Below are 22,081 nucleotides of genomic sequence, written 5' to 3' on the forward strand. Positions count from 1 at the left end.
TATTCAAATTCAACAACAAATAACAAAAGAGATATCCAATGCCGAAAAACACGTTCGAAATACTCAAGATTCAGAGCGCTAAAAAAGCGATTAAAGGTATCGCAGTTAGAGAATAGCTTGAAGACTGAGCTTCGGCTATTAAAAAGACCTTTCAAGATTGTTTTTAATTAATAAAAAGACTTTCAATAATTTATTCTTTATAATTCTTTTGTACCTTTGACGCTCATTACTCAAAAACAACTCAACATGATACAATTATTCCATCGAATGATTTCCTCCGCCCTCGGCATTTCCGAGAAGCAAATCGGCCATACGCTCGACCTGCTGGCGGACGGAGCTACTATCCCTTTCATCAGCCGCTACCGTAAAGAAGCCACCGGCGGACTAGATGAAGTGCAAATTGAAGCCATCAAGACACAATACGAGAAGCTGAACGAAACAGCCAAGCGAAAAGAAACCATCATCAACACCATCAACGAACAGGGAAAGATGACCCCCGAACTGCAAAAACGCATTGATGAGATGTGGGACAGCACCGTGCTCGAAGATATCTACCTACCCTATAAGCCCAAACGCCGGACACGTGCCGAAGTAGCCCGGCAGAAAGGGCTGGAACCGCTGGCAACACTGCTGATGCTGCAACGCGAACCCAACCCCGAAAAGCGCGCGGAAGCATACGTGAAAGGAGAAGTGAAAGATGCGGAAGATGCACTGAAAGGCGCCCGCGACATCATTGCCGAACAGGTCAGCGAAGACGAACAGGCACGCAACACCGTGCGTTTCGCTTTCTCCCGGCAAGCCGTCATCACCGCCAAAGTGATGAAAGGCAAAGAGAGTGAAGCCGATAAATACCGGGATTATTTTGAATTCAGCAAACCACTGAATAAATGTACCTCACACCAGCTGCTCGCCATCCGCCGTGCCGAAGCCGAAGGACTATTGAAAGTCAGCATAAGCCCCGACGATGAAGAATGCGTGGAACGGCTGGAACGCCGGTTTGTCCGCAGCAACAATGCTTGTGGCGAACAGGTGGCGGAAGCCGTGCAAGATGCCTACAAACGCTTGCTGAAGTCTTCCATCGAAACCGAATTTGCAGCGCAAAGCAAAGAGCGGGCCGACGAGGAAGCCATCCGCGTATTCGTCCAGAACCTGCGCCAGTTGCTGCTGGCATCTCCCTTAGGGCAGAAACGGGTGATGGGCATCGATCCCGGATTCCGCACAGGTTGCAAGGTAGTGTGCCTGGATGCACAAGGAAATCTGCTCCACAACGAAAATATCTATCCGCACGCTCCGGTATACAAGACAGCGGACGCCATAGCAAAAATTCAGAAAATGGTGGAAGCCTACCAGATAGACGCCATCGCGGTGGGAAACGGAACGGCAAGCCGCGAGACGGAAGAGTTTCTGAAACACCAGACTTTCAGAAAAGAAATTCAGGTATTCGTGGTGAGCGAACAGGGAGCCTCCATCTACTCCGCATCCAAGATAGCCCGTGATGAGTTTCCCGAGTACGACGTCACCGTGCGTGGGGCGGTATCCATTGCCCGCCGGCTGATGGACCCGTTGGCGGAACTGGTGAAGATTGATCCGAAATCCATCGGCGTAGGTCAATACCAGCACGATGTGGATCAGACGAAACTGAAGAAGTCACTGGATCTGACCGTAGAGAGTTGCGTGAACCTGGTCGGCGTGAACCTGAATACGGCAAGCAACCACCTGCTGACCTACATTTCGGGACTGGGTCCGCAACTGGCACAGAATATCGTGAACTACCGTGCCGAAAACGGTGCGTTCACTTCACGCAAGCAACTGATGAAAGTGCCGCGCATGGGAGCCAAAGCTTTTGAGCAATGTGCCGGCTTCCTCCGCATCCCGCAGGCGGAAAATCCCCTGGATAACTCCGCCGTCCACCCCGAAAGCTACTGCATCGTCGAGCAAATGGCAAAAGACCTGGGATGCAGTGTGGCAGAGCTTATCGCCAACAAAGAACTCCGCCTGAAAATCCGGCCGGAGAAGTACATCACTCCCACCGTGGGAATGCCGACGCTGAAAGATATCTTGCAGGAACTGGACAAACCGGGACGTGACCCGCGAGGCCCGATAAAGATTTTCGAGTTCGACAAGAATGTGCGCACCATCAACGACTTGCACGAGGGCATGGAACTGCCCGGCATCGTAGGCAACATCACCAATTTCGGTGCTTTCGTGGATATAGGTATCAAAGAAAACGGGCTGGTGCACCTCTCCCAACTGGCAGACCGGTTCGTTTCAGACCCAAACGAAATTGTTTCTATCCACCAGCACGTCCGTGTCAAAGTACTGAGTGTGGACATAGCCCGGAAGCGGATTGCTTTGAAGCTGATTTCAGAGTAAGCACAATAGCAATACTTATCAATGCGGTGCACAGGATGGAACCTTCGAACCCGAATGCACCGCCATTGATGAGGTTTTCTTCGGGCAGATTCAGGTTCAACAAGGTATTGCCATATTGTTCACCGCTTACTTCCAACCCAAGAATCGGTCCCTGAAACCAATTCCAGAAAAGATGAAGAGCGATAGGAAACCATAAATTACGCGTATAGATGTAGGTAGACCCCATCAGTACTCCGGCCAGTAATATATTCAGAAAAGCCATAAGAGAAAAGTCAGGATTCAGAAAGTGCATCAACGAGAATAAGGCAGACGAAAGGAACAAAGCCACGAAACGATTGACACCCGCACTCAGCAGACGTCCCAAGACGAAGCCCCGAAAAGCGACTTCTTCGCTGACGGCAACCATCAGCATCAGCACCCAGGACATAAGCAAATCATTCAGGTTGAAGTGCACGGACACAATTTTGACTTCACCAAGCCCATATAATATTCCAAACCCGACGGCATAGATGATCAGGGCTACCCATAGTCCCCAAAGAATATCTTTAGCCCGCCCTTTCAGAGACAACCCCAACTCGGCGAACGGACGATGATCCCACCCTTTCAATAAAATAAAAGCCGCCAGCAGGGCACCTCCCGCCAGGCAAGTCCGCGCCAGAACATCATACAAGATTCCACTCTCTTTCAGAGCTGGAAAAATATACAGAAATATCCCCAATATTTCGGTCAACGTAAACATCAAAAGTATATAGACAACAATCTTCGCTATCATAGCCATGCAAGCAACCACCTTCGGCACTTTCAATTCCCCCTCTTCATTCCCATCCATTGATTTCATATCCTTCGCTTTTAATATGTTAATACCCCGGCAAAAATACCTATAAAATTAAAAATAGGAAGCAAATTCCTGTAAAATCCGTATATTTGTCAAAACATATCCGTAACAACCATGAAAATAAGAAAAATACTCGCTACTATAATGCTTGTCACATGCACCTGCACAGTAGTCGCCCAAAATCCAGATACAACGGCAGGCAAGAAAACGTATTTCGTCTCCAAACCCGGAACCTTAGTGTCCATGCTCACCGAAGACGAAGCCAACAGCATCACCCACCTTACACTGACCGGAAAACTCAATGCCATCGACTTCAAGCACTTGCGGGATGAATTCAAGAACTTGCAGGTACTGGACATCTCCAATGCCTCCATCAGCACGTATGCCGGCAAAAGCGGCACTTACCCCGACCGGTTCTATATCTATCCACCCAACTGCGTGCCTGCTTATGCATTCTGCCAGCAGACGAATGACAGCACTTTCACCGGGAAAACCACTCTCCGGAAAGTCATTCTTTCGGAAAAGATCAAGAATATAGAAGATGCAGCGTTCAAGGGTTGTGCCAATCTGAAGATATGCCAGCTGAGAAAGAAAACAGCCCCTAATCTGCTGACAGAGGCTTTGGCGGACAGTATTACAGCCATTTTCGTACCGTTGGGCAGCAGCGATTCTTATCGCGCCAAAAAGCACTGGGATACCTTTGCTGTGATAGAAGGTGAGCCGATGGAAGCCTTTGTGCAGGTAGGTTTAATGGGAAGCCTCGCCAGCGAATTGGTAGAAGCTGGCCTGCAACCCAAAGACGTGAATTTCCTCACTGTGGAAGGGAAACTGGACGCAGCGGATTTCACACTGATACGTGACTATATGCCCAATCTTGTAGCCGTTAACCTGAGCAAATGCAATGCCGTAGCCATTCCCGAATATACGTTTACACAGAAGAAGTACTTGCTTCGCATCCAGCTTCCCCAAGGTCTGAAAAGCATCGGACAACGGGCATTCAGCGGTTGCGGACGGTTGTGCGGCACACTGGAATTGCCTGCCGGGGTGACCGCCATTGAGTATGGCGCATTCATGGGATGTGACAACCTGCGCTATGTGGTGGCCACAGGGAATAAAATTACGACGCTGGGGGATAACCTGTTCGGAGAGGACGGGAGGAATAAGTTGATCTATAAACGAGATTGACATCTATCATATAATCACCTAAAAAACATCGCCTTGCAACAACTGAATATTGCAAGGCGATGTGTCTTTATTGTAAGAACGATATTTAATTTCCGTACATCTTCGCTCTCAGTTCCTTGATATGATCCGAAGTGATATATTCATCATATTCCATCATCTTATCAATGATACCATTCGGCGTCAGTTCAATAATACGATTGGCTACGGTCTGAATAAACTCGTGGTCATGGGAAGAGAACAGGATGTTTCCTCTATAACTCTTGAGGTTATTGTTGAACGCCTGGATGGATTCCAAGTCCAAGTGATTGGTCGGAGTATCCAATATCAGACAGTTGGCATTGCGCAACTGCATACGGGCAATCATACAACGCATCTTCTCACCTCCCGACAGCACACTCGCCTTTTTCAGAACCTCTTCACCGGAGAACAACATACGGCCGAGGAAACTCTTCATGTAAACTTCATTCCCTTCACCGAACTGGCTCAGCCAATCCACCAGGTTCAGGTCGGTATTGAAATATCGGGTGTTGTCCAGCGGCAGGTAAGCAGTAGTGATAGTGACACCCCAGTTGAAAGTTCCTGCATCCGGTTTCATTTCTTCATTGATAATCTCGAACAATGAAGTCATGGCACGCGGATCACGTGAAAGGAATACTACCTTATCCCCTTTTTCCACATTGAAATTGACGCCACGGAAAAGTACCGTACCGTCTTCCAGAGTCTTGGTCAGGCCGGAAACTTCCAGAATCTGATTGCCCGGTTCGCGTTCGGGAGTAAAGATGATGCCCGGATATTTGCGTGAAGAAGGTTTGATTTCCTCTACATTCAGCTTCTCCAACATTTTCTTACGGCTAGTAGTCTGCTTGCTCTTTGCCACATTGGCACTGAAACGGCGGATAAACTCTTCCAACTCTTTTTTCTTCTCTTCGGCCTTTGCCTTCTGGTTCTGCTGCTGACGCAAAGCCAACTGGCTTGACTCATACCAGAAACTATAGTTACCGGCAAAGAGATTGATCTTGCCATAGTCGATATCAACCGTATGCGTACAAACAGAGTCAAGGAAGTGACGGTCGTGGCTCACCACCAGCACCGTATGCTCAAAGTTTGCCAGATAGTCTTCCAACCACATCACGGTTTCCATATCCAGGTCATTGGTAGGCTCATCCAGCAACAGGTTATCCGGATTACCGAAAAGCGCCTGCGCCAACATGACACGTACTTTCTCCTTACCGCTGAGGTCGCCCATCAACAGATAATGCTTATCTTCTTTAATGCCCAGTCCGCTCAACAAAGCGGCAGCGTCACTTTCGGCATTCCAGCCGTCCAGTTCTGCAAATCTTTCTTCCAGCTCGGAAACCTTCAGACCGTCTTCATCCGTGAAATCTTCTTTGGCATAAAGCACTTCGCGCTGCTTCATGATATCCCACAGAACCGTATGCCCCATCATTACGGTATCCATAACCGTGAAAGCATCCCACTTAAAGTGGTCCTGGCTCAATACGGAAAGACGCTCGCCCGGACCTAACATGATAGAACCGGTGGTAGGATCCAGTTCGCCGGATATGGCACGCAGGAAAGTTGATTTCCCGGCACCGTTGGCACCAATAATACCATAACAGTTACCACTTGTAAACTTCAGGTTTACATCATTAAATAATACTCTTTTTCCAAACTGTACGGAAACGTTCGAGACTGTAATCATTGATTTATGAGAAGATTTATGATTTTTAATTTATGATTTATCCATGCTATCCGATAAAATCGGGCACAAAGGTAGTCATAAATCTCCAATTTCCCATCATAAATCAGAAATCATAAATCATAAATCCATAAGTGCGCTGTCAATCTGACATAAAAGTATTACCTTTGCGGCGTTTTCGGCAAAAGCCGCCTGTTTGGCAAAGTTTTTGTTGATACAGCGGTATATTAACTTAAACCCTTGACAGCAATGAAGACAAATCCTTTTTTCAAGAATAACAAGAATAATAAGAATAGAAATATGAACCCGAAAGAAAAAGAAAACATCAACGAAGAAGAGTTAAAATCCGAAGCTACTCAAGAAGAAGCTGCGGAGAATGAAGAAGTTCGCGAAGAAGAAACGCAGGAGGAAGCTACTCTGACAGAGGAAGAAAAGCTTGCCAAGGAACTGGAAGAGGCCAACAAAACGATAGAAGACCAGAAAGACAAGTATCTGCGTCTCTCGGCCGAGTTTGACAACTACCGCAAACGTACGATGAAGGAGAAAGCCGAGCTGATCCTGAACGGCGGTGAAAAAACAATCGGCAGCATTCTGCCTGTGGTAGACGACTTCGAACGCGCCCTGAAAAATATGGAAACTGCCACTGACGTAGCAGCCGTGAAGGAAGGGGTGGAACTGATTTATAACAAGTTCATGTCTGTACTAGCACAGGATGGCGTGAAAGTGATCGAGACCAAAGACAAACCGCTCGACACGGACTATCACGAAGCCATCGCCGTGGTTCCGGCACCCGATAAAGCCTTGAAAGGCAAAATTCTGGATTGCGTACAGACGGGCTACATGCTAAACGACAAAGTAATCCGCCATGCCAAAGTGGTGGTAGGAGAATAACATAATATATATGGAAAAAAGAGATTACTACGAAGTACTGGAAGTCGAAAAGACAGCATCGGTAGAGGAAATAAAGAAAGCTTATCGAAAAAAAGCCATCCAATATCACCCGGACAAAAACCCGGGTGACAAAGTGGCTGAAGAGAAATTCAAGGAAGCGGCAGAAGCATACGACGTACTAAGCAATCCGGACAAGCGTGCCCGTTATGACCAGTTCGGCCATGCCGGAATGAGTGGTGCCGCCGGCAACGGAGGTCCGTTCGGCGGTTTCAGCGGCGGTATGTCCATGGACGATATTTTCTCCATGTTCGGAGATATCTTCGGCGGACGTGGCGGCGGCTTCGGAGGAGGATTCAGCGGTTTCGGAGGAGGCTTTGGCGGAGGAGGCTCGCAACAACAGCGCGCACGCTTCCGCGGCTCGGACCTGCGCGTAAAGGTGAAGCTGAACCTGAAAGAGATTTCTACCGGTGTAGAGAAAAAATTCAAACTGAAAAAATACGTTCCCTGTAATCATTGTCACGGAACAGGCGCTGAGGGTGACGGCGGCGCGGAAACTTGTACGACCTGTAAAGGAAGCGGTACGGTGATCCGCAACCAACAGACCATTCTCGGCACGATGCAGACACGTACCACCTGTCCCACTTGCGGCGGTGAAGGCAAAATCATCAAGAATAAGTGTAAGGAGTGTGCCGGAGAAGGTATCGTTTACGGTGAAGAAGTGGTAAGCGTGAATATCCCTAAAGGCGTAATGGAGGGCATGCAGCTTTCTATGAGTGGTAAGGGAAATGCCGGAAAGCACAATGGTGTGCCGGGCGACCTGCTGATTCTTGTTGAAGAAGAACAGGACAAGGATCTGATACGCGACGAGAACGACTTGATTTACAACCTGCTTCTCAGCTTCCCGACAGCCGCCCTGGGCGGTGCGGTAGAGATACCGACCATCGACGGAAAGGTGAAAGTGAAGATTGAATCGGGAACACAACCGGGTAAAGTGCTCCGCCTGCGCGGAAAAGGCTTGCCGAGTGTGAACGGATACGGTACGGGTGACTTGTTGGTAAACGTCAGCGTATACGTGCCGGAAACCCTGAATAAAGACGAGAAGAAAGCACTCGAAGAAATGGAAACGTCAGACAACTTCAAACCGAATACTTCTATTAAAGAGAAGATATTCAAAAAATTCAAGAGCTTGTTTGATTGAAAAGATTTCGAATTCTAAAAAGCATAGTATAAACAGTGTCAGTTAAAGTTTGTATTCATACTTTAACTGATACGTTTTTTTTATAAATCAAGGAACATTTGGTTTATTAAACAAAAAACGTCAAAACGAACCTCAATCATCTATTCGTACAGATAGTTTTATTATCTTTGCGACCCCTTATTCTATGAGTAGAATAGGTAACCTGATGATAATTGATTAATAGCTGATGAAACTTAAAACAATTCTACTGACTACAGTCGCCACAGGCGCTTTCATGTGCGAGCCCGTCGTGTTGCACGCTGTAAATTCTACGCCCGATTCCATGGGATGGTTCCGAAAGAAAAAGAAAAGCGAACCTAATGACAGTGTTAAATCCAAAAACGAGTACGAAAAACTGACCGGAGACGGTAGCATCATGCACCGAGGTATGTTCAACGTGTACCAGAAAAAGAATGATTATTACTTTGAGGTACCCGCGAACCTGCTGGGCAGAGACATGCTGGTAGTGAACAAACTGCAACGTGTTCCGTCCGAGCTGAATGAGGCCGGAGTGAACCGTGGCACGAACTACGAAAACCAGATGGTGCGTTTTGAGCTGGACAAGGCAACGAACAAGTTGCTGATTCGCCAAAGCCGCCCTCTCCCACTCGCTCCCGCCGGAGATGCCATCAGTCAGTCCGTGCGCGACAATTACATCTCACCGTTGATAGCCGGTTTCAAGATCGAGGCATTCAATAATGACTCCACCAGCATGGTTATCAAAGTGAATGACATCTATGACGGTACGGAGACAAGCATCAACAACGTCTTCACCAATATCAACCTGGGGACTTCCGCCATCAAGAACCTCTCGCGCATTCTCTCAGTCAAGGCATTCGAGAACAACGTGGTGGCCACGTCCGAACTGACCACGAAAGTGACCGAAGGAACCACCACGGTTTATGTGACGGTGGAAGTAAGCTCCTCGCTGATGCTGCTGCCAGAAACGCCCATGACGGGGCGTCTCGATAATGCCCGTGTAGGTTACTTCACCAATCCGCTGCTGAGTTACAGCGACGGACAGCAACGGGTAAGCAAACAGCAATTCATCACCCGTTGGCGTCTGGAACCGAAACCGGAAGACCGCGAACGCTATCTGCGGGGCGAACTAGTGGAACCGGCAAAGCCGATTGTATTCTATATAGAGAACTCCACTCCTTACCGCTGGCGCAAATACATCAAGCAGGGTATCGAAGACTGGCAGGTGGCTTTTGAGCATGCCGGCTTCAAAAATGCGATTATCGCCAAAGACGTCACCGACAGCATGGCGATAGACATGGACGACGTGAATTACTCCGTCCTGACTTATGCTGCCTCAACCAAAGCCAACGCCATGGGACCGTCCATCCTTGACCCGCGCTCCGGAGAAATTCTGGAAGCGGACATCATGTGGTGGCACAATGTGCTGAATATGCTGCAGGAATGGATCACCGTACAGACAGGAACCGTACGCCCGGAAGCCCGGGGAATCAAGCTGTCCGACGAACTGATGGGCGATGCCATGCGGTTTGTGGCTTGTCATGAGGTGGGACACTCATTAGGCCTGCGCCACAACATGATGGGTTCGTGGGCATTCCCCACCGACTCGCTCCGTTCCAAGTCGTTTACCGACCGGATGAACTCTACTTCTTCATCTATCATGGACTATGCCCGCTTCAACTACGTGGCACAGCCGGGTGACGATGTCACCGCACTTTCTCCGCATATCGGACCTTACGACATCTTTGCCATTGAGTACGGCTACCGCTGGTATGGCAAGGAGACTCCGGAAGAAGAGAAGGATTTGCTTTATGACTTCCTGAACCGACATACGGACCGGCTCTACAAATACAGCGAGGCACAGGACGTGCGTGACGCTGTAGACCCTCGCGCACAGAATGAAGATTTGGGAGACGATGCCGTGCGCTCTTCACAGTATGGTATTGCCAACCTGAAACGTATCGTTCCCGAAATCATCAAATGGACGACGACCGGAGAAAAAGGACAGACGTATGAAGAAGCCTCACGACTGTACTACGCCGTTATCAACCAGTGGAACAATTATCTGTATCATGTGCTTGCCAATATAGGCGGCATCTATATAGAAAATACAGTGGTAGGCGACGGACAGAAGACGTATACTTTTGTAGAGAAAGAAAAACAACAGGCTGCGCTGAAATTCCTGCTGGATGAAGTGCTGACTTATCCGAAATGGTTGTTCGACACGGAAGTGGGAGAATATACTTACCTGCTCCGTAATACTCCGCTGGGTGTGGTAGAGAATGCACCGACGCAAGTGCTGAAAAACGCACAGTCTTATATTCTTTGGGATCTCCTGGGCAACAACCGTCTGGTGCGTATGCTCGAAAACGAAGCGGTGAACGGCAAGAAGGCTTTCACGACCGTAGAGCTGATGGACGGCTTGCATCGCAGCATCTTCGCAAGTACTGAACGTGGTGCGTTGCCCGATGTCATGACGCGCGCCTTACAGAAGAACTTTGTGGACGCGCTGATTACGGCTGCCGCCGAAAGTGAAGGTGTGAAGATTAATAAGAAGTTAATGGACAATCATTTTCTGCTGGATAACCAGTTGCCACTGTGTAGCTGCGACGAGCATGCCCACCGTTCATTGGATGCCGACCGCATGGGTGCACGCCGCGAACTGAACTTCTACGGTTCGCAACTGAACCGTATCTCGGATGCCATTTCTGTGAAACGAGGCGAGTTGCTTCGCATCAAAGATTTGCTTCAGAGCCGCCTGGGAACATCGGACGTTGCAACCAAATATCATTATAAAGACATGATTCTCCGTATCAACACGGCATTAGGACTTTAAATTTTGCACCATAGCGCAAAATTTAGCGACAGACGACCTGATTATCAGTGCTATCTGTCATGCTGAGCACAGTCGAAGCATCTCTTACCAGCCTATAGTAAGAAAGAGTAGATCCTTCGGCAAGCTCAGGATGACAGATACTCTTTCAATAACAGGCGGTTAGGATACCTAAGCTGTTAGCAGTTTTCAATATAAGTATTAATTTTATTATTTTAACAGATGAAAAAACGCTTATCTGTCACATTCCTATTACTGATAGGAACCCTTAGTTACGCCCTTGCCGCAAATCGGCAGATAGGGGGTGTAGTAATTTCTTCTGAGGATAAATTGCCTCTCATAGGTGCTTCTGTCTATGTGACGGCTGAGGATCTGAAGAAAAACGGGAACAATCAATCGACTATTGGTGTCATTACGGATATCGACGGTAAATTCTCTATTTCAATTCCGGATGGCATTACCCGGTTTTATTGTAGCTACGTTGGCTATGATGTAGTGGAAATAAAACTCATTCCGGGCAAAAAACAATATGATATCACTCTTCAACCTTCTGCTCATATGCTTGATGCGGTAGTTGTAACGGGATACCAGACTGTGGAACGCCGTAAACTGACGGCTGCCGTGTCAAAAATCGATATCTCGGACCAGATGGTAGGTGCAGCCAAGAGCATAGACCAGGCATTGACCGGACAAATTGCCGGACTTTCCGTAAGCAATATATCCGGTGCCCCGGGCGCTCCTGCTAAAATCCGTATCCGCGGTACCTCTTCGCTGAACGGTACCCAAGACCCTTTGTGGGTATTGGACGGTATTCCATTGGAAGGAACGAACATCCCCAGTATGGAAGTACTGAAAGATATCGATAACGTAGGACAAACCGCCATTGCCGGTCTGAATCCTGCCGATATCGATAATATCACCGTTTTGAAAGATGCTGCCGCAACTGCCATCTATGGTGCCCGCGCAGCTAACGGTGTGATTGTGATTACCACAAAGAAAGGTAAAGTCGGAAAACCGGTTATTAACTTCTCTTCGAAGCTGACATATTCTCCAAAGTTGAATATAGACCGCTTGAATCTATTGAATTCAGAAGAGAAAGTAGGTCTGGAACTTGACTTACTGGAATCCGGCTATCCTTACAGAGAAACCAAAGGTGAGGTATATCGCATTATCTCCGGATTGGGAGAACTACAGAACTTCAAAGACGGAGGTTGGAACGCTTTGTCCTCCAATGCTCAAGGTGCAATCAATAGACTAAAGGCAACTAACACAGACTGGAGTGATATCCTCTTCCGTGATGCATTTACACAGGAGTATAACTTGTCTCTTTCCGGTGGTAGCGAAAAGGCAACTTATTACACTTCTTTCGGATATATGAAGGAAAACGGTAATATTCCCAATGTCTCTGCCGAACGTTTGAATTTAGTGATGAAGACCAGCTATAAGGTGAACAGCATATTGAAAGTCGGTGCTTCCATGTTTGCCAACCGCCGTAAGAACTCTACTTATTTGCCGGATGACCGGGGACTGACGAACCCGATCTATTATTCACGTCTGGCAAATCCTTATTTCACTCCTTATGACGCCAATGGCAACTATAATTACGATGTGGATGTAGAAGATGATACGGATATGGATTTTGGTCTTAACCTCTTCGAAGAACGGAAAAATACGAGTAACGAAACTAGCATTAACGGCCTTTCATCCATCTTCGACGCTGAACTGCGATTTGACGACCGTTTTAAGATTACCACTCAACTCGGTTTGCAACTGGATAAAACTTCTATCGAAAAAATCGCTGAAGAAGAAAGTTATGTGATGCGTACAGAGAAGAAGAATCATCGTAATAATGGCGTAACTTACCTGCCGGAAGGAGGATTCCATAAGGCTAACGAAAACTCACTGTCCCAGCTCACCTGGAAAGCGATGGGAGAATATCGCGATACCTACAATGACATCCATGAATTTGAAGTAATGGTGGGAACAGAAATCCGCAAGACATGGGAGGAAAAGCTGTATAGCGCCGGTTATGGATTTGACCGGAAGACACTGACTACAAAGCCAATTATCTTCCCGGAAGAAAGCCAGGCTTTCAAGTTACACGAGAAAGCTCATGTGGAGAATGCATACGTATCCGCTTTCTCAACCCTGTCTTATTCTTTGCTAAACCGCTATACATTGGGCGGAAGTATCCGTTTTGACGGTTCCGACCTGTTCGGTGTAGACAAGAAATACCGTTATCTGCCATTATATTCAGTCAGTGGTTTGTGGCGTATCTCTCAAGAACCTTTTATGGCAAATGCCAAATGGATAGACAATCTGGTAGTCCGTGCATCCTACGGTTTGCAGGGAAACATTGACAAAAACACCTCTCCTTTCCTGCTGGGTAACTACAGAATTGAAAATATCCTGCCGGGAGGGTCGGAAGATATGATTGACGTTTCCGGTGCACCAAACAAGAAACTGCGTTGGGAGAAAACCCACTCAGTAAACGCCGGATTCGACTTTGCAGTATTGAATCAGGCTATCAATCTGAGCGTAGACTATTACTATCGTAAGGGCGTAGACTTAATTGGAACCCAAATGCTCCCACTGGAAACAGGTTTTGAAATGTTGACCGTCAACTGGGCCAGTATGCAGAACCAGGGTGTTGAGGTTGCCCTTAGCACACGCAATATCCACACCAAGAATTTCATGTGGACCACCAACTTCAACTTCGCATACAACAACAATAAAATACTGAAAGAAGCACTGCGCGAAGATGCCTTGGAACCGGGACGCGAAGGATATCCTGTAGGAGCCTTGTTTGCCCTGAAAACAGCCGGATTGGATGAAGAAGGTTATCCGATGTTTGAGGGTAAAGACGGAAAAGCCGTATCGGCTATGGAATTCTTCAAATTGCAGGAATGGGGATTCGGAGCAACTGACCTGACAGCCCGCGAACGCCGTGAACTTTACACTTATGTAGGTACAGCCGACTGCCCTTATACCGGTGGTTTCAATAATACCTTCACATACAAGGCATTTGAACTGGGTGTCAACTTCAGTTTCGACTTCGGTGGAAAGGTGCGCAGCCAACCCACCTACTCTATCGTTGACTTTGATAAAGGACGTAATACGAACCGCGATATCCTGAACCGATGGACTCCGGAAAACACGGAAACAATCTTTCCTGTTCTGCTGAGCCAGAATGAACGTCTGGACGAATACATGTGGTATTCAAACCAGAATGAAATATACCGTAACCTGGATATCTGGATCAGAGACCTAAACTACGTGCGACTGCAAAACATCCGTTTAGGGTATACATTGCCCGCTAATTTTAGCCGCAAATTGGGTATGACTTCCGCTACAATTGCCATCGAAGGACGTAACTTATTAGTATTCGGTTCAAGTTACAAGAATTATCTTGATCCGGAAACGATGTCCAACGCGTATGCAACCCCGGCTCCGAAGTCTGTTACCCTAAGCCTGAACCTGAATTTTTAATTTTATAGAGAGTTAAAACAATGAGAAAGATATATATAATGTTATTGATGAGCAGCGTAGTATTACTGACTGCTTGTGATATGCTTGACATTCAACCTACGGGAAAGGTGATCCCCCAGACTTTAGCTGAGTACAGAGCGCTGATTGCCACAGCTTATAAGACCGTTCCCGATGCCAGAGGACTCGCCTGTTTTCGTTCGGATGAACTGTATGTGAAAGACGATAGTTGGGAACAGGATCGTTACGGAAAAATCGAGTGTTGGGATGACTTCAGCGCACCGGGACAAACCACTGCTTTTGAGTGGAAGAACTTCTATAGCATCATGTTCACTGTCAACTATACCATAGAAGAGCGGGAATCCATCAACGAAGGGAGCGAAGAGGACATCGACCAATTGATTGGTGAATGTTATCTGCTCCGTGCTTACATGCATTTTCTGTTGGTAAATCTTTACGGTCAGCCCTATACCCGTCCGGGAGCATTAGAGACGACAGCCGTGCCGCTTAAGCTGAATAGCGATATCAATGAAATCCTGAAGAAGAATACTGTTGCACAAATTTATGAAGCGGTTATTGCAGATATCAACGAGGCTGAAAAACTGATTAATAAAGAATCTTGGGAACAGAAATTTTCTTATCGTTTCACAACCTTATCTGTAAAAGCCCTCCGTGCCCGTGTATATTTATATATGGGACAATGGGACAATGCATATCAGGCAGCCGAAGCGATACTTGCTGAAAAGAATACATTGGAAGATTTCAATGCAGAAACTTATACCCTGCCCAACAACTATCAGTCTGTAGAAAATATTACTGCCTTAGAACGCGGTATGTCTTCTAACTACACACAGGCTGCTGTTCTATCAGAAGCTTTAGCTTCTTTATACAAAGAAGGCGATTTACGTCTGGACGCTTATTTTAAAGCTGCCGACAAGAATGGTTATCGCTTCAGCCAAAAGAGCGGAAAAGATGATTTCCGTTGTTCTTTCCGGGTGGGAGAAATGTACCTGAATTCGGCAGAAGCAGCCGCACAATCGGATAAATTGCCCCAAGCACGCACCCGATTGCTGGAGTTAATGCAGAAGCGCTATACGCCGGAAGCATATACAGTAAAAGCAACTGCCGTGAACGCAATGACCCAAGAAGCCCTGATACAGGAGATTCTGGATGAACGTGCGCGTGAATTAGCTTTTGAAGGACATCGCTGGTTCGACTTACGCCGTACCACCCGCCCTCATATTGAAAAAGTGCTCAAGGGAGGAACCTATGTATTGGAACAGGATGATTCGCGTTATACAATTCAAATTCCAAGAGAAGCGATAGCTGCTAATCCGGAGTTGTCAAACTGATAAAAAATTGGCGGAATATTTATTCCATCAATTACCATCACACCATTATTTCTATTTAAACAGCTAATAATAAACAATTTTAGTAGTGTAAGTGAATGAGAGTAATCTCTTCACTTACACTACTAAAAAGTTAACATCATCTACTTGCCGCTCATAGTTTATAAAATACTAATATTTTATCCCCTAATGATGGTATGGCAGTAAATCAGGCATAATCATCTACTGAAAAAGAAGCCGGACAACTATTATCCGGAACTACCCTATATTATAAGAAACAACTCTTCGCTTTCATCCAATCGTCCTGCACAAACATAAGGTTATCTTGCATTTTAGTATTCAATAATACTTCTTCTTAGTTAATTAAGAAATTTACCGCACTATTTTAAGGTATAATTCAACAGACCGCCATTAATCAAGTAATTCTAATTAAAATCTAATGATTTAATTAACCTATATAGGTATAGAAAAAGGAAAAGATGAGTTATATTCCCAGAATAGAACCCTATTTATTATAACATACTCGATAATAGAGTGTATTTATTCAAATATAGCAAATAAAATATCGACATTTAATAAAAATATTAATTATATAGTTGCTAATTTAATAAATATACATATATTTGTGCCATAGAATAAAATAATACTAAGAAAACCCAAAAAGAAAAATATGAAAAAGAACAATCGAAGAGATTTTCTGAAGAAGTCAATTTTAGCAAGTACCTCCTTGCTTTTAGCTCCATCTCTACTGAATGCTTCTTCCGGCAAGTCAGAAGAAAACCTTGCATGGCCGAACGTCTCACAAGATAAGTTGATTACTCCCGGAAATAACGGCTTGAAGATTACCGGAACTTTCTTAGATGAAATCTCACATGACATCCCCCACCAGAACTGGGGATGGAAAGAATGGGAGAAGGATTTCCAGCATATGAAACGTATCGGCATCGATACGGTTATCATGATTCGTTCCGGCTACCGAAAGTTCATCACTTATCCTTCTGAATACCTGTTGAAGAAAGGATGCTATATGCCATCCGTCGACCTACTGGAGATGTTTCTCACTCTAGCGGGCAAATATGGCATGAAGTTCTATTTCGGTCTCTACGATTCCGGCCGTTATTGGGATACCGGCGATTTGAGCTGGGAGATTGAGGATAACAAGTACGTCATCGACGAAGTATGGCGTCGGTATGGCGAACGTTATCCGAGCTTCGGTGGATGGTATATCAGCGGTGAGATTAGCAGAGCCACAAAAGGCGCCATTGACGCTTTTCATGCTATGGGCAAACAGTGCAAGGACGTTTCCAACGGATTGCCCACTTTTATCTCCCCTTGGATTGACGGGAAAAAGGCAGTCATGGCAAGCGGAGACAAGCTGACCAAGGCTGATGCAGTATCCGTAGAAGAACATGAAAAGGAATGGAACGAAATCTTCGATGGTATTCATGATGTGGTAGACGCCTGCGCCTTTCAGGACGGGCACATCGACTATGATGAACTGGATGCTTTCTTCTCGGTGAACAAAAAGTTGGCCGACAAATACGGTATGCAGTGTTGGACCAATGCGGAGAGTTTCGACCGTGATATGCCGATAAAATTCCTGCCTATCAAGTTCGACAAACTTCGCATGAAACTGGAAGCCGCCAAACGCGCCGGATATGACAAAGCCATTACGTTTGAGTTTTCTCACTTCATGAGCCCCCAGTCAGCCTATCTGCAAGCTGGCCATTTGTACGACAGATACAGGGAATATTTCGACATTCAATGATTTAATCGACCTAAAATTATAAGTTATGAACTTTAAACAGTTAGCTGAACAGTACAAAGAAGAATTGCTGGACAGTGTTCTTCCATTTTGGTTAGAGCACTCACAAGACCTTGAGTATGGCGGTTACTATACTTGTCTGAAACGTGATGGAGAAGTGTTCGACACAGACAAATTCATTTGGCTGCAAGGACGCGAAGTCTGGATGTTCTCCATGCTCTACAACCAAGTAGAGAAACGCAAAGAATGGTTAGACTGCGCCGTGCAAGGAGGTGAGTTTCTGAAGAAGTACGGACACGACGGGAATTATAACTGGTACTTTTCTCTGGACCGCCAGGGAAATCCTTTAGTGGAGCCTTACAACATTTTCTCCTACACGTTTGCCACGATGGCCTTCGGACAGCTGAGCATTGCTACCGGAAATCAGGAATATGCCGATATCGCCAAGAAAACTTTCGACCTGGTATTGTCAAAGGTGAATAACCCCAAAGGAAAATGGAACAAACTTCATCCCGGTACGCGCAACCTCAAGGGATTTGCACTGCCGATGATTCTCTGCAATCTGGCCGTTGAAATCGAATCTCTGTTAGATAAAGAGTATTTGAAGAAGACTATGGATATCTGTATCCATGAAGTGATGGAGGTATTTCTCCGCCCGGAATTGGGAGGCATCATTGTGGAGAATGTGAACGATGATAATAGTCTGGTAGACTGCTTCGAAGGTAGGCAGGTGACACCCGGTCATGCCATTGAGGCCATGTGGTTTATCATGGATCTGGGCAAGCGGATCAACCGTCCCGAACTGATAGAGCAAGCCAAGGACACCGCCCTGAAGATGCTGGAATACGGATGGGACCATGAATTCGGCGGCATCTACTACTTCATGGACCGCAACGGTAATCCTCCCCAGCAATTAGAGTGGGATCAGAAACTCTGGTGGGTGCATATCGAAACATTAATATCTATGATAAAAGGCTATCAGCTGACGGGCGACAAGAAATGCCTGGAGTGGTTTGAGAAGGTTCACGACTATACATGGACGCATTTCAAAGATACTGAAAATCCTGAATGGTACGGCTACCTGAACCGCCGCGGCGAAGTATTGCTTTCGCTGAAAGGGGGCAAATGGAAAGGCTGTTTCCACGTGCCCAGAGGCTTATACCAATGCTGGAAAGTATTGGAACAACTACAATGAAAAACTTTGTTTACCAACTTTAATTACAAACTAAAAACTAAGAGTATGAAAAAAGAGAGTTATGCAACAAAAAACACTCTACGAATGAAAGTCTTTGCACTTGCATTCTTTACACTGTTGCTATGCTCCATGAACAGTTATGCGCAAAGCATAACCGTCACCGGAGTTGTTTCGGACGCTACAGGCGAGTCCTTACCGGGCGTTAGTGTAGCCGTAAAAGGTACAACCAATGGCACTATTACAGACCTTGACGGAAAATATTCGCTGGATGTAAAAAAGAATGCCACACTCGTGTTTTCTTACATCGGTATGAAGACACAGGAGCTGAACGTTGCCGGTCGGAAAACAGTAAACGTAGTTCTGAAAGATGATACAGAACTTTTGGACGAGGTTATAGTGGTAGGTTATGGTACGCAGAAAAAATCATCACTGACCAGTGCTGTTTCGGCAATAAAGGGTGATGAACTCTTAAAAGCACCTTCCACCAATGTTTCTCAGTTATTAGGTGGCCGCCTGCCGGGCATTTCTTCTTTGCAGGAATCGGGTGAGCCGGGGTTGGACCAGGCATCATTGAAAATTCGCGGTTCGGTGTATAGTGTGGCCTACATTGTAGACGGTTTCCCGGTCAGCAATATCAACGACCTGGACCCGAATGACATTGAAAGCGTGTCTGTACTGAAAGACGGAGCCTCAGCCGCCGTATATGGTTTGCAAGGTGCAGGCGGTGTTATCATCATTACCACTAAGAAGGGTACGGTCGGAAAAACACAGGTGACTTACGACGCTTCTTTCGGTGTATCGATGAATGCCAACTTTCCGCAGTTCATGAACGGTCCGCAATATGCTTATTACTACAACATGGCGCAAATGATGGACCAACTTGCCAGTGGCGCTATTTCGGACCGCAACGAATATGTACCTTACTTCACTCAAGATAACATAAAAGCCATGCAAAATGGTGACCCCACAGACGGTTGGGATAATGTGGACTATATCGACAAGGTATTCGGCAACGGTTTCAATCAGAAGCATAGTGTAACGGTACAAGGCGGCAACGAGAAGATGCGTTACTTTACTTCCATAGGTTATTTGAATCAGGAAGGTAACATCGATAATTTCAATTATCGCCGCTACAACTTACGCACAAATATCGAAAGCGACTTCGCCAAAAACTTCCACTTCAAGTTAGGAGTATCGGGAGTGGTAGGTCGGCGTCACACACCCGGATTTGCTTCCGGCGGCGGTGATAATGGCTATTCGGAAGTAGGATTCTTGTCCATCGCCCGCCAAACCATCCAAATGCATCCTTATTTGCCGGAGAAGTACAACGATTTATATAGTGCCGCCATTCAAAAGAATACAGGCCTGCCCAACAGTCCGCTCGCTGCCATTTACGAGTCCGGCTATAAGAATACCCGCAGTTTCGACGCTACAACCAACTTCGAATTGAGTTATGACGTACCCTGGGTGAAAGGTTTGAAACTGAAAGCGGATGGTTCCTATACCTATTCAACTTCACACAATAAGAACCTGAATACGCTTTACTCAACAATGGGTTACAGTAGCGGCAGTTGGAAGAAGTATGCCGATCCCCGCGGTACATCAAACGGTACTGAACTGGGTGAAGGACAGACTACCTATGAGCAATTGGTAGGTCAAGGGAGCATCAATTATGCCAACAAATTCGGTTTGCACAACATCGAAGCAATGGCTTTGGTCGAAGCTCGCGATAATAAGAGCAATGCACTCTCCGCTTACGGCAAAGATTTGCCTTTCGAATCATTGCCCGAATTGGACTATGCACAACCCTCTCAAAGTCCGATTGCCGGCAAGAGTGGCGCTTCGCGCAGCGCAGGCTATGTATTCCGTTTAAAATATGATTATGACAGCAAGTATATGGCTGAATTTACCGGCCGTTACGACGGTTCTTACAAGTTTTTCGGCATGAGCGGAAAACGTTGGGGCTTCTTCCCATCCGCATCTCTGGGCTGGAGAATGTCAAAGGAAAAATTCATGGAAAACCTGAGTTTCATTGACGATTTGAAGATTCGTGGTTCCGTAGGATTATTGGGCAACGACGGTGTATCGGAATATATGTTTCTCAGTACCTACTCGCAATGGGGCAATAAAGTCATTTATCCCAGCGCCAATGGCAACACTATAGGTACGGGTATTTATACTTCGGCCGTAGCCAATCCTTATTTGCATTGGGAAAAGACGCTGTCGTGGAACGCAGGTTTCGACGCCACTTTGTGGAAGGGATTATTGGGCATTGAGTTGGATGCTTTCTACAATTACACGTATGACGTACTTGGCACACAAGGAGGCGGCAAGCCTTCTTCTATGGGTGGATATTATTCCACTTGGGCCAACAATAATTCACTCGACAGCAAAGGTGTAGATATTCTGATATCCCACCGCAACAGATTCCAGGTAGCCGGCAAGGCGTTCAACTATTCAGTCAGTGCCAACATGACCTACTCCAAGACGCGTTGGCTGGTTTATCAGGATGACCCCAACACAATGGAGTGGCAGAAAGTAGTAGGAACTACTTATGGTACTATTTCGGGGTGGTTGGCCGACGGTCTGTTCCGTTCAGAAGAAGAAATTGACAACTCTGCCTGGTATGGCACCCGGCCGTGCGTAGGCGACATCAAATATGTGGACTTAAATGGTGACGGCAAGATTGACAGCCAAGACCGTGGCGCTTTCGGCCGCTCCAATCGTCCGGAACTTACATACGGATTGAACCTGAGCTGCTCGTGGAATGGCTTCGACTTCAATGCACAGTTCACGGGAGGCGCATTGTTCGATGTATCACTGACCGGTACCTATTACAACGGCTACGACGACAACACCATCTGGACACAGACTTTCAAGGAAAACGCCAACTCACCGCTCTTCCTCGTACAGAACGCTTATAGCATCGACAATCCGAACGGCACATTCCCACGCATCACTTTGGGAGCTACCGGACATGGCGGAGACAATGGAATGAGTTCTTCTTTTTGGTGGAAAGACGGTAAGTACATCCGGCTGAAATCTGCCCAGATTGGCTACACCCTTCCCAAAAGTTGGATGCACAAGATTAATATCGAAAACTTGAGAATCTTTGTTGAAGGCTCCAATCTGTTTACTATTGACGGACTTCCCGAAGGTATCGACCCGGAATCTCCGGGCGTGAATAATGGTTACTATCCACAGCAGCGCACAATCATGGGCGGACTTACATTAACATTCTAAAAAACGATTAT

12 protein-coding genes are annotated in these 22,081 nt (G+C 46.4%); 10 read left to right on the forward strand and 2 right to left on the reverse strand.

Annotation, left to right across the window (positions count from 1 at the left end):
* Positions 1–246 precede the first annotated feature (246 nt).
* On the forward strand, positions 247–2,373 hold the full coding sequence (locus BUC01_RS19460) for a Tex family protein (RefSeq protein WP_073314569.1): 2,127 nt from the start codon (positions 247–249) through the stop codon (positions 2,371–2,373).
* On the opposite strand, the gene BUC01_RS19465 is transcribed toward BUC01_RS19460, so the two are convergent.
* Positions 2,312–3,211 (reverse strand): CPBP family intramembrane glutamic endopeptidase, encoded by a 900-nt coding sequence (locus BUC01_RS19465; RefSeq protein WP_025833988.1) that lies wholly within the window; start codon positions 3,209–3,211, stop codon positions 2,312–2,314. The two genes, BUC01_RS19460 and BUC01_RS19465, sit on opposite strands and share 62 nt — an antisense overlap.
* Before the next feature lie 141 nt (positions 3,212–3,352).
* On the opposite strand from BUC01_RS19465, the gene BUC01_RS19470 reads away from it, so the two are divergent.
* Complete coding sequence (locus BUC01_RS19470; protein ID WP_051568844.1) at positions 3,353–4,393, forward strand: leucine-rich repeat protein; 1,041 nt, start codon at positions 3,353–3,355, stop codon at positions 4,391–4,393.
* 85 nt (positions 4,394–4,478) lie between these two features.
* Here BUC01_RS19470 and BUC01_RS19475 read toward each other — a convergent pair whose 3' ends face one another.
* Complete coding sequence (locus BUC01_RS19475; protein WP_073314571.1) at positions 4,479–6,095, reverse strand: ABC-F family ATP-binding cassette domain-containing protein; 1,617 nt, start codon at positions 6,093–6,095, stop codon at positions 4,479–4,481.
* Between the two features lie 246 nt (positions 6,096–6,341).
* On the opposite strand from BUC01_RS19475, the gene BUC01_RS19480 reads away from it, so the two are divergent.
* The 8 genes from BUC01_RS19480 (at position 6,342) to BUC01_RS19515 (ending at position 22,070) form a co-directional block, all read left to right on the forward strand.
* The gene (locus BUC01_RS19480; RefSeq protein WP_025833984.1) at positions 6,342–6,983 is read left to right on the forward strand and encodes a nucleotide exchange factor GrpE; all 642 of its coding nucleotides are present in this window, start codon (positions 6,342–6,344) and stop codon (positions 6,981–6,983) included.
* A 10-nt stretch (positions 6,984–6,993) separates the two neighbouring features.
* Positions 6,994–8,181, forward strand: coding sequence for a molecular chaperone DnaJ (dnaJ, locus tag BUC01_RS19485; RefSeq protein WP_025833982.1), 1,188 nt, complete (start codon positions 6,994–6,996; stop codon positions 8,179–8,181).
* Between the two features lie 226 nt (positions 8,182–8,407).
* On the forward strand, positions 8,408–11,035 hold the full coding sequence (locus BUC01_RS19490) for a zinc-dependent metalloprotease (protein ID WP_073314573.1): 2,628 nt from the start codon (positions 8,408–8,410) through the stop codon (positions 11,033–11,035).
* 219 nt (positions 11,036–11,254) lie between these two features.
* Positions 11,255–14,521, forward strand: a complete 3,267-nt coding sequence (locus BUC01_RS19495) for a SusC/RagA family TonB-linked outer membrane protein (RefSeq protein ID WP_025833980.1) — start codon at positions 11,255–11,257, stop codon at positions 14,519–14,521.
* Positions 14,522–14,541: 20 nt separating this feature from the next.
* Positions 14,542–15,870: a RagB/SusD family nutrient uptake outer membrane protein gene (locus BUC01_RS19500; protein WP_073314575.1), complete on the forward strand. Its 1,329-nt coding sequence runs from the start codon at positions 14,542–14,544 to the stop codon at positions 15,868–15,870.
* A 667-nt stretch (positions 15,871–16,537) separates the two neighbouring features.
* A complete protein-coding gene (locus BUC01_RS19505; protein ID WP_073314577.1) occupies positions 16,538–17,635 on the forward strand; it encodes a DUF4434 domain-containing protein in 1,098 nt (365 codons plus the stop codon).
* 25 nt (positions 17,636–17,660) lie between these two features.
* Entirely contained in the window at positions 17,661–18,827 is a 1,167-nt protein-coding gene (locus BUC01_RS19510; RefSeq protein WP_025833978.1) for a n-acyl-d-glucosamine 2-epimerase, read from the forward strand.
* A 45-nt stretch (positions 18,828–18,872) separates the two neighbouring features.
* The gene (locus BUC01_RS19515; protein ID WP_073314579.1) at positions 18,873–22,070 is read left to right on the forward strand and encodes a SusC/RagA family TonB-linked outer membrane protein; all 3,198 of its coding nucleotides are present in this window, start codon (positions 18,873–18,875) and stop codon (positions 22,068–22,070) included.
* The last annotated feature ends 11 nt before the right edge of the window (positions 22,071–22,081 follow it).

It is taken from the genome of Bacteroides stercorirosoris (genome assembly GCF_900142015.1).
Classification (GTDB): domain Bacteria; phylum Bacteroidota; class Bacteroidia; order Bacteroidales; family Bacteroidaceae; genus Bacteroides; species Bacteroides stercorirosoris.